Genomic DNA, 8,775 nt, shown 5'->3' with positions numbered 1-8,775 from the left:
CCGAGCTCGGACAGCCGAGCAAAAAGCCTCGCACGCCGAGCTCAGAGCTCGGGCCGCCGAGCAAAAAGCCCCACACGTCGAGCTCAGAGCTCGGGCAGTCGAGCAAAAAGCCTCGCGCGTCGAGCTCAGAGCTCGGGCAGTCGAGCAAAAAGCTCCACGCGTCGAGCTCTGAGCTCGGACCGTCGAGAACGCCTCTCGATGTGTCGAGTTGTGAAGGCCGCATCAGATCATTCTGATTCTTCGCCCGAAACCCCCTCCTGGCATTGCGGACCGGCGCCGCAGCGGCCAATCTCCCGCCCTCGTGCCCTTGATGGCACGGCACTGCCAATTGATTTGCGAGGAGTGAAATGCCGCAGAACTTGATTTCGTATCAGCTCACTTCAGCTGACTTGGCCGCCGTGGACGGCGCCCTGAAGACGCTGGAAGACCGGCTCGCCAGCCTGATCGACCTCACCCCGGTGCAGCGCCGAACGCTGGTGAAGATGGGCGACAAGTCCGAAGCCTTCGCGCGCAAGGCCGTGGAGGTGCTGAACACCAATCCCAACCTGCTACCTGGCAATTTCGACCTTGCCGAACTGCGCCGCGATCTGGCGGGCTTCGATCAGCTACGCAGCCGCCTCATGCGCGTGGCGCGCATTCACGAACGCATGGCGGATTCGCAGTTGGCGCTGGGCAGCGATGTGATGAGCGCCACGTTGGAGGGGTATGCGTTCCTCAAGGTGGCGGGTCAGGGAGAAGGGTTGGACGCGGCGCGCAAGGCGCTGGCGGTGCGGTTTAGTCGGGGAGCAAAGCGAAAGGACGACGAAGCTGGCAGAGCTGATGAAAGATCGTCGGATGAGGAGCAGCAGGCGGAATTATCGTAGACGTGCTTGGATGATGCGGAGGGGCTTGGTACGAGTCCGATGTGAAGAAAGTCCGCTGAATTGGAATAACACATCTTCCAATAAATAAGAAACAAATCTCAATCATTAAACTACGCTTTAAGACCTAGCATTCTCGGATATATCTTGGGAAAGATATTTCCAATCAACTGAATGCGAGGAAACTATGTGGGACAGTAATGCAGCGGCCAATCACGTTCGACAGCATGCACAAAGCCAAAGCACTGGGAACTGTGCAAAGTATGTTCGAAAGGCGATTGAAGCAGGAGGAGTCAGTGTGACGCCAACACGTTCGGCAAAGGACTATGGGTTTCCCTTGCGTCAGGCCGGGTTCATCGAACTGGACGACGCTTCGTCGCCTCGTCGAGGAGATGTGATCGTGATCCAACCCATCCCCGGGCACCCCCACGGCCATATGGCCATGTTTGACGGATCAAGCTGGGTATCAGACTTTGTCCAGAACAATGGGTTTTATCCCGGCCAAGCGTATCGAACGCAAAAGCCGCCGTACAAACTGTATCGACGTCATTGAGGCAAGGATGAAAAAAACACTGTCATTTTGGCTTGCCGGTTTTCTAATGGCATTCTCGTGCGCGTCCTATGCTGACGCGCTGACTTCTCTTGGTCTGCAAGCGAAACAGTTCTATGTCTGGTACATCAACAAGCAGGTGAACCAGGTGTTCCCGCTTCTAGATCGCGAGATTGGTCGCTACGTTGACGCGTCTACGGTTGAGAGCCTGCGCAGAGACTACAGGCGAGACCAACTTCCTGGCGGTGCGGACTACTTTCTGAAGGCGCAGGACTACGACGAACGTGATTGGCTCGCTCATATCAAGCCAGGCCGGCCGCTCACGTTCAGCGAGGCTGTTGTCGTGCCTGTGAGTTTTGGCTCGCGTAGCGAGGTCACCGTTCTCGTGTTTTTCACCAAACGACATGATGGGTGGAAGATCATCAAAGTCGATGACATGCTGCCCTATTCATCACCGGGTAACTGACAAAGGGAGCCGCCTCGTGCGGCTCTTTTGATTTAGGAGCGAAGTCATGACGCAAGACCAGTTCACTTACCGGGTGACGTGGTACCCCGAAGATGGGGAACACGTTGGCCTCTGCGCAGAATTTCCGTCGCTATCGTGGCTCGCTGCCACGCCGGAGGGTGCACTCGCCGGTATCCGGAGGATTGTTGCAGAAGCGGTGGGCGACATGGAGGCGAATGGGGAGAAAGTCCTCCCAGCCAACTTAGATTGGCTAACTTGAGCGGATAGTCGTTTGGAAAGACTGTCGCCCGGCCCTATCATCTGGTGTCCATTCTCAAGATTACGTTGGTGTCATGAGCAAATTGCTATGCACGTGTGGCAACACCATTCGGGATAACACGTCGTCTCTACCGTACAAGGCCGCTTTCCTAAAGGACGTAGATTGCGAGCCGTTCTCCGACTGGTTCGTCGGCGAAATTCAGAGCTATGTGACGGCAGTCGAACAAGGGGAGGTGCACCGCTGGCTGCTCGATCGGGGCTACTCCGAGGAGTACATAGCTCTCGGACTGGACCATGGCAATCTGCTCCATGACCACATCCATGGACAGTTCATAGCGTTGAGACGGACGGCGTATGAATGCACTGCTTGCGGGCGGCTGCATATGGAAACGGCAAAAGACAACTCGTTCGTCACATATACGCCGGGCTCGGCGGGCAAAAAAGGCGTGTTCGCTACAAAGTCAGAAGAGTGAACATTCAGAGCAAAAGCCCAGTCACTTTTAGGGCGTCTGTTTTAGCAGCGCGCTTGTCGTTGTGTTGTTGATTAGTGCGAGCGCGCGAGTGGAACCGGGCAACGTCACAACACGGCACTTCTTCCATTCTCCCAACATCTGACACAGGCGCGGGGTTGGACCTACAACACCTCGCTGCCCCGTCAAGCGCCTCGCATGTAGCAAGCCGGTTTTTATACGGCGTTTACACCCCTCCCCCCAACCTTTACCCCGTTTTTACCCCCCTTTCCCTACTGTTGCACTGCACGCAGGCCCTGTGACGAGAGCCTGCTTGCACGCCGCATCCGGCCCCGTTGAAGCGCACCTGCGCCGGGCCGGGCGGCACCTAAAACAACAAGGGAAAGGTCCATGCAAGCCAAGGTTTCTTTGCACGCCACCGTCATGGGTGGCGTTGTCTTCTGTGCCGCAGCACTGTCGAGCGCGGCCGCTTTTGCGCAGTCCACTGACGCTGCGCCGGCCCCGGCCGCTACACCCGCCAGCCCGTTGACGGCCAACGTCACGCTGGCCAGCCAATACCGCTATCGCGGTCTCATGCAGACCAACAACAAGCCCGCCATCCAGGGCGGCGTGGATTACGCGCTGCCCAACGGCTTCTACGTGGGCAACTGGAACTCGTCGATCAGCTGGCTGGGGGATTCCAATCCCAACGTCTCCGCCCCCATCGAGATGGATTTCTACGGCGGCTACAAGACCGAGCTGATGAAGGACGTGCCCATTGATGTGGGCGTGCTGCAGTACTACTACCCGGGCAGCTACCCCGACGGCTACACCCGCCCGCACACCACCGAGGGCTATGCGCAGATCGGCTACGGGCCGGTCTCGTTCAAGTACTCGCACGCGTTCTCCAACCTCTTCGGTTTTGCAGATAGCCACCACAGCCAGTACTTCGATCTGTCGGGCAACTTCGACACCGGTTTCTGGGGCCTCACGCTGAACCTGCATGTGGGCTATCAGCAGGTGCCGCACCAGGTGGTGCGCACGTCGTATGCCGACTGGAAGGTGGGCGTGACGAAGGACTTCGGCAGCGGTTGGACGGCATCGGTTGCGTACATCGACACCAACGCTGCGCGCGCCGCGTACACCAACACGCGCGGCAACTACATGGGCAAGGCCACCGCGCTGCTGGCGGTGACCAAGACGTTCTGACCAACACGACCTGAAGGAAAGGGGAGCGCATATGGACCTCGTTTATCTCGCCGGCCTTGCGGTGCTGGCCCTGGCAGTGGGCGGCTTGCTCGCCCTCTCCGGCCGGCTTGCCACCAAAGACCAACCCACCACGCAGGCGATGGAGAAACAGCAATGACCTGGCTCTATGTGCTGTCCGGGGCCATCACGGTGGTTCTGCTCGTCTACTTGTTTGTGGCCTTGCTCTGGCCCGAACGCTTCTAACAACACTGCGAGGCACACCATGAATGCGTTCCTCCTCCAGCTGGCGATCTATCTGGTCGTGCTGCTGGTTCTGGCCAAACCGCTGGGCGCGTATATGACCGGCGTGTTTGGCACGGACAACAACCGGCCATCGCGCACACATTGGCTCGGCCCCATCGAGCGATTGTTCTACCGCGTGGCGGCGTCAACCCGCAGGCCGAGATGGGCTGGAAGCGCTATGCGCTGGCTGTCATCGTCGTCAACGTGCTGGGCGCGCTGGCGGTGTATGCGCTGCAGCGCGTGCAGCAGTGGCTGCCGCTCAACCCGCAGGGCTTTGGCGCCATCACGCCGGATTCTTCCTTCAACACGGCCATCAGCTTTGTGAGCAACACCAACTGGCAAGGCTATTCGGGCGAAAGCACGATGAGCTATCTCACGCAGATGCTCGGCCTGGCGGTGCAGAACTTCCTGTCTGCGGCGACCGGCATTGCGGTGGTGATTGCGCTCATCCGGGGCTTTGCGCGCCACTCGGCCAACACCATCGGCAACTTCTGGGTCGACTTCACGCGTGCCACGGTCTACGTGCTGCTGCCGCTGTCGATTCTGGTGTCGGTGTTCTTCGTGAGCCAGGGCGTGATCCAGAACTTCGATGGCTACAAGGAAGTGACCACCGTCACCGCCACCACGTACGACAACCCGAAGATGGACGCCAGCGGCCAGCCGCTCAAGGACGCACAAGGCAACCCCGTCACCGAGAAAGCCACCACGCAAACGCAGACCCTGCCGATGGGCCCGGTCGCGTCGCAAGAGGCGGTCAAGATGCTCGGCACGAACGGTGGCGGCTTCTTCAACGCCAACTCCGCCCACCCGTACGAGAACCCCAACGCGCTGACGAACTTCGTGCAGATGCTGGCGATCTTCATCATCCCGGCGGCGCTGTGCTTTACGTTTGGCGGCATGGTGGGCGATGGCCGGCAAGGCTGGGCCGTGCTTGCGGCGATGACGGTGCTGTTCGTGGCGCTGGCGACGTTCCTTGCATGGGCTGAACTGCACGCCAACCCGATGCTCGCCAACCTCGGCATCGACCAGGCCATGGGCAACATGGAAGGCAAGGAAACGCGCTTCGGCATCGTGGCCTCGTCGCTGTTTGCCACCATCACCACGGCAGCGTCGTGCGGGGCAGTCAACGCCATGCATGACTCGCTCACCGCGCTGGGCGGCTTCGTGCCGATGTTCCTGATGCAGCTGGGCGAAGTGGTGTTTGGCGGTGTGGGCTCGGGCCTGTACGGCATGCTGGTGTACGCCATCCTGGCTGTGTTCATCGCGGGCCTGATGATCGGCCGCACGCCGGAATACCTCGGCAAGAAGATCGAGGTGTTCGAGATGAAGATGACGTCGATCGCCATCCTCGTCACGCCGCTGCTGGTGCTGGTGGGCACGGCCATCGCCGTGGTGGCCACGCAGGGCAAGGCCGGCATCTTCAACCCGGGCACGCACGGCTTCTCTGAAGTGCTGTACGCCTTCTCATCCGCCGCCAACAACAACGGCAGCGCGTTTGCGGGCCTGTCTGCCAACACGCCCTTCTACAACGTGGCGCTGGGCATTGCGATGTGGCTGGGCCGCTTCTGGATCATCGTGCCGGTGCTGGCGATGGCAGGCACGTTTGCCGCCAAGAAGCGCCTGCCCGTGACGGCCGGCACGCTGCCCACGCACGGCCCGCTGTTTGTGGTGCTGCTGATCGGCTCGGTGCTGCTGGTGGGCGCGCTTACGTATATCCCCGCGTTGGCCCTCGGCCCCATTGCAGAACACCTCGCACGCTAAGCGCACGGCGAGTCGTCTACCCCATATCAACAGGTGGCTTATGGCTATCCGTTATCCCGAATCCGAACCGGCTGTGCGTACGGTCAAGCACAAGCTTGAGCCGAGCGCCGGTACTGGTACTGCTGCAGCCGCCGAGCCGCAGGCACGCAGCACGCATACGACGCATACCACGCTGTCCGCCAAGGATGTGCGCAAGCTGTCGATGTTCTCGTCGGCGCTGGTCAAGCCCGCCATTGTCGATAGCTTCCGCAAGCTGTCGCCGCGCGCGCAGGCCAAGAACCCGGTGATGTTTGTCGTCTACGTTGGCAGCATCCTCACCACCATCCTGTGGGTCATGGCGCTGCGCGGCCAGGCCGAAGCGCCGGCGGGCTTCATCCTCGCCGTGTCGGTGTGGCTGTGGTTCACGGTGTTGTTCGCCAACTTTGCCGAGGCACTGGCCGAGGGCCGCAGCAAGCAGCAGGCCGCATCGCTGCGCGGCATCAAGACCACGGTGCAGGCCAAGGTGTTGGCAGACCCGCACCGCAGAGACCGTGTGGAAGCGCGTGCCGCCACCGCGCTGCGCCGTGGCGACATCGTGCTCATCGAAGCCGGCGACATGGTGCCCGGCGACGGCGAGGTCATCGAAGGCGTGGCCTCGGTGGACGAAAGCGCCATCACGGGTGAATCGGCGCCGGTCATCCGCGAATCGGGCGGGGATTTCTCGTCCGTGACGGGCGGCACGCGCGTGCTGTCGGACTGGATCATCGTGCGCATCACCGCCAACCCCGGCGAGAGCTTCCTGGATCGGATGATCTCGATGGTGGAAGGCGCCAAGCGACAGAAAACGCCCAACGAGCTGGCGCTGACGATCCTGCTGGTGAGCCTGACCATCATCCTGATGCTGGCGACCGTCACGCTGCTGCCGTACTCGATCTTCTCGGTGGACGCGATGAAGGCCGGCTCGCCGATCACGATCACCGTGCTTGTCGCGCTGCTGGTGTGTCTGATCCCGACCACCATCGGCGGGCTGCTCTCCGCCATTGGCGTGGCAGGCATGAGCCGCATGATGCAGGCCAACGTGATCGCCACCTCGGGCCGTGCAGTGGAAGCCGCAGGTGATGTGGATGTGCTGCTGCTCGACAAGACCGGCACGATCACGCACGGCAACCGTCAGGCGTCGCGCTTTATCCCTGCGCCGGGCGTGACGGCCAAGCAGTTGGCCGAGGCGGCGTGGCTGTCGTCGCTGGCCGATGAAACGCCCGAGGGCCGCAGCATCGTCACGCTCGCGCGCAACCTGGGCGAGGCATCCATCGATGAAGCGGCGCTTGCGAAGACGCAGCCGGTGTACGTCGCCTTCTCTGCGCGAACGCGCATGAGCGGGATCAACGTCTCCCATGCAGGCGACGCCCGCCAGATCCGCAAGGGCGCGGCCGATGCGATCCGCTCGCATGTGACGCTGCTGGCCGGCAAGTTTCCCGATGCCGTGTCGACGGCGGTCGATGATGTTGCGCGCCAAGGCGGCACGCCGCTGGTGGTGTCCGACAACGACCGCGTGCTCGGCGTGGTGGAGCTGAAGGACATCGTGAAGGCCGGCATCCGCGAGCGCTTTGCCGAGCTGCGCCAGATGGGCATCAAGACGGTGATGATCACCGGCGACAACCGCTTGACCGCCGCGTCCATCGCCGCTGAAGCCGGCGTTGACGACTTCATTGCCGAAGCCACGCCCGAGACGAAGCTCGCACTCATCCGCGAACAGCAGGCGCAGGGCCGCCTCGTTGCCATGACCGGTGACGGGACCAACGATGCCCCCGCGCTGGCACAGGCCGACGTGGCCGTCGCCATGAACAGCGGCACGCAGGCCGCCAAGGAGGCCGGCAACATGGTCGACCTGGATTCCAGCCCGACCAAGCTGATCCAGATTGTCGAGATCGGCAAGCAGATGCTGATGACGCGCGGCTCGCTCACCACGTTCTCGATCGCCAACGATGTGGCGAAGTACTTCGCCATCATCCCGGCCGCGTTTGCGACGACGTATCCGCAGCTGGCTGCGCTGAACGTGATGCATCTGGCAACGCCGGCATCGGCCGTGATGAGCGCCGTGATCTTCAACGCGCTGATCATCGTGTTCCTGATTCCGCTGGCGCTCAAGGGCGTGAAGTACCGCGCGCTGGGGGCCGCCGCGCTGCTGCGCCGCAATCTCTTGGTCTACGGCCTGGGCGGCCTGCTGCTGCCCTTCCCGGGCATCAAGCTCATCGACATGTTCCTGGCCGCGATGGGCTGGGTTTAAGGAAGGAGTGCATTCATGGCAACCACAACGCAAACCGTGCAGGGCGATGTGCCGCAACAAGGTGGGGTGCTGCGTGCGGCGCTGGTGGTGTTTGTTGGGCTGTCGCTTATTACCGGCGTGTTGTATCCGGTGGTGGTGACGGGCGTCGGCAAGGCGCTGTTTCCGGCGCAGGCCGGGGGCTCGATCATCGAGCGTGGCGGCAAGGCTGTTGGGTCTTCGTTGATCGGGCAGAACTTTGACACCCCGGAGTATTTCTGGGGGCGGATCTCGGCGACTGCGCCGAATCCGTATAACGCGCAGGCTTCGGGTGGGTCCAACTTTGGGCCGAGCAATCCGGCGTTGACGGAGGCGGCCAAGGCACGCATTGCGGCGCTCAAGGAAGCGGATCCTGGGAATGCTGCGACGATTCCGGCTGATCTTGTGACGGCTTCTGCGAGTGGGCTGGACCCGGAGATTAGTCCTGCTGCTGCGGCGTATCAGGTGGAGCGGGTGGCGCGGGCGCGGCATCTCTCGACTGACCTGGTGAAGAAGGCTGTGGCTGAGAACACCAAGGGGCCGGTGCTTGGGGTGTTTGGGGAGGCTAGGGTGAATGTGTTGGAACTGAATTTGGCGTTGGATGGTTTGAGGTGAGGTTTGTGGACCACCGGGTTATGTGTTGGTGGTCCACCTCCCTT

Annotated in this window: 10 protein-coding genes and 1 pseudogene; 10 read left to right on the top strand and 1 reads right to left on the bottom strand. The window is 61.6% G+C overall.

Annotation, left to right across the window (positions count from 1 at the left end; all coding sequences use genetic code 11):
* On the bottom strand, positions 1–289 hold a 289-nt coding region (locus tag FUT88_RS26445; RefSeq protein ID WP_222614276.1), incomplete at its 3' end, for a hypothetical protein.
* 58 nt (positions 290–347) lie between these two features.
* On the opposite strand from FUT88_RS26445, the gene FUT88_RS16635 reads away from it, so the two are divergent.
* The 10 genes and pseudogenes from FUT88_RS16635 to kdpC all read left to right on the top strand — a co-directional run bounded on the left by FUT88_RS16635 (position 348) and on the right by kdpC (position 8,731).
* Complete coding sequence (locus FUT88_RS16635; protein ID WP_147216769.1) at positions 348–863, top strand: hypothetical protein; 516 nt, start codon at positions 348–350, stop codon at positions 861–863.
* Positions 864–1,345: 482 nt separating this feature from the next.
* On the top strand, positions 1,346–1,876 hold the full coding sequence (locus FUT88_RS16625) for a DUF3828 domain-containing protein (protein ID WP_147216767.1): 531 nt from the start codon (positions 1,346–1,348) through the stop codon (positions 1,874–1,876).
* 46 nt (positions 1,877–1,922) lie between these two features.
* Positions 1,923–2,105: pseudogene (locus tag FUT88_RS26785) on the top strand (toxin-antitoxin system HicB family antitoxin); the annotation flags it as partial.
* Positions 2,106–2,208: 103 nt separating this feature from the next.
* Positions 2,209–2,607, top strand: coding sequence for a hypothetical protein (locus FUT88_RS16615; protein WP_147216765.1), 399 nt, complete (start codon positions 2,209–2,211; stop codon positions 2,605–2,607).
* 387 nt (positions 2,608–2,994) lie between these two features.
* A complete protein-coding gene (locus FUT88_RS16610) occupies positions 2,995–3,792 on the top strand; it encodes a TorF family putative porin (RefSeq protein WP_147216763.1) in 798 nt (265 codons plus the stop codon).
* Between the two features lie 31 nt (positions 3,793–3,823).
* Positions 3,824–3,949 (top strand): hypothetical protein, encoded by a 126-nt coding sequence (locus FUT88_RS26780; protein ID WP_261797191.1) that lies wholly within the window; start codon positions 3,824–3,826, stop codon positions 3,947–3,949.
* Entirely contained in the window at positions 3,946–4,035 is a 90-nt protein-coding gene (gene kdpF / locus FUT88_RS16605; RefSeq protein WP_004628487.1) for a K(+)-transporting ATPase subunit F, read from the top strand. The genes FUT88_RS26780 and kdpF overlap by 4 nt, the downstream gene beginning before the upstream one ends.
* 141 nt (positions 4,036–4,176) lie before the next feature.
* Complete coding sequence (gene kdpA / locus FUT88_RS16600; RefSeq protein ID WP_261797190.1) at positions 4,177–5,835, top strand: potassium-transporting ATPase subunit KdpA; 1,659 nt, start codon at positions 4,177–4,179, stop codon at positions 5,833–5,835.
* 40 nt (positions 5,836–5,875) lie between these two features.
* Complete coding sequence (gene kdpB / locus FUT88_RS16595) at positions 5,876–8,101, top strand: potassium-transporting ATPase subunit KdpB (RefSeq protein WP_147216761.1); 2,226 nt, start codon at positions 5,876–5,878, stop codon at positions 8,099–8,101.
* Positions 8,102–8,116: 15 nt separating this feature from the next.
* Positions 8,117–8,731 carry a potassium-transporting ATPase subunit KdpC gene (gene kdpC / locus FUT88_RS16590; protein ID WP_147216759.1) on the top strand — a complete coding sequence of 205 codons (615 nt, stop codon included), beginning with the start codon at positions 8,117–8,119 and terminating at the stop codon, positions 8,729–8,731.
* The last annotated feature ends 44 nt before the right edge of the window (positions 8,732–8,775 follow it).

Source organism: Ralstonia sp. TCR112 (assembly GCF_007997035.1).
Taxonomy (GTDB): Bacteria; Pseudomonadota; Gammaproteobacteria; order Burkholderiales; family Burkholderiaceae; genus Ralstonia; species Ralstonia edaphi.
Note: the sequence above shows the minus strand (reverse complement) of the source record. Positions and strands in the feature narration are given on the sequence as shown.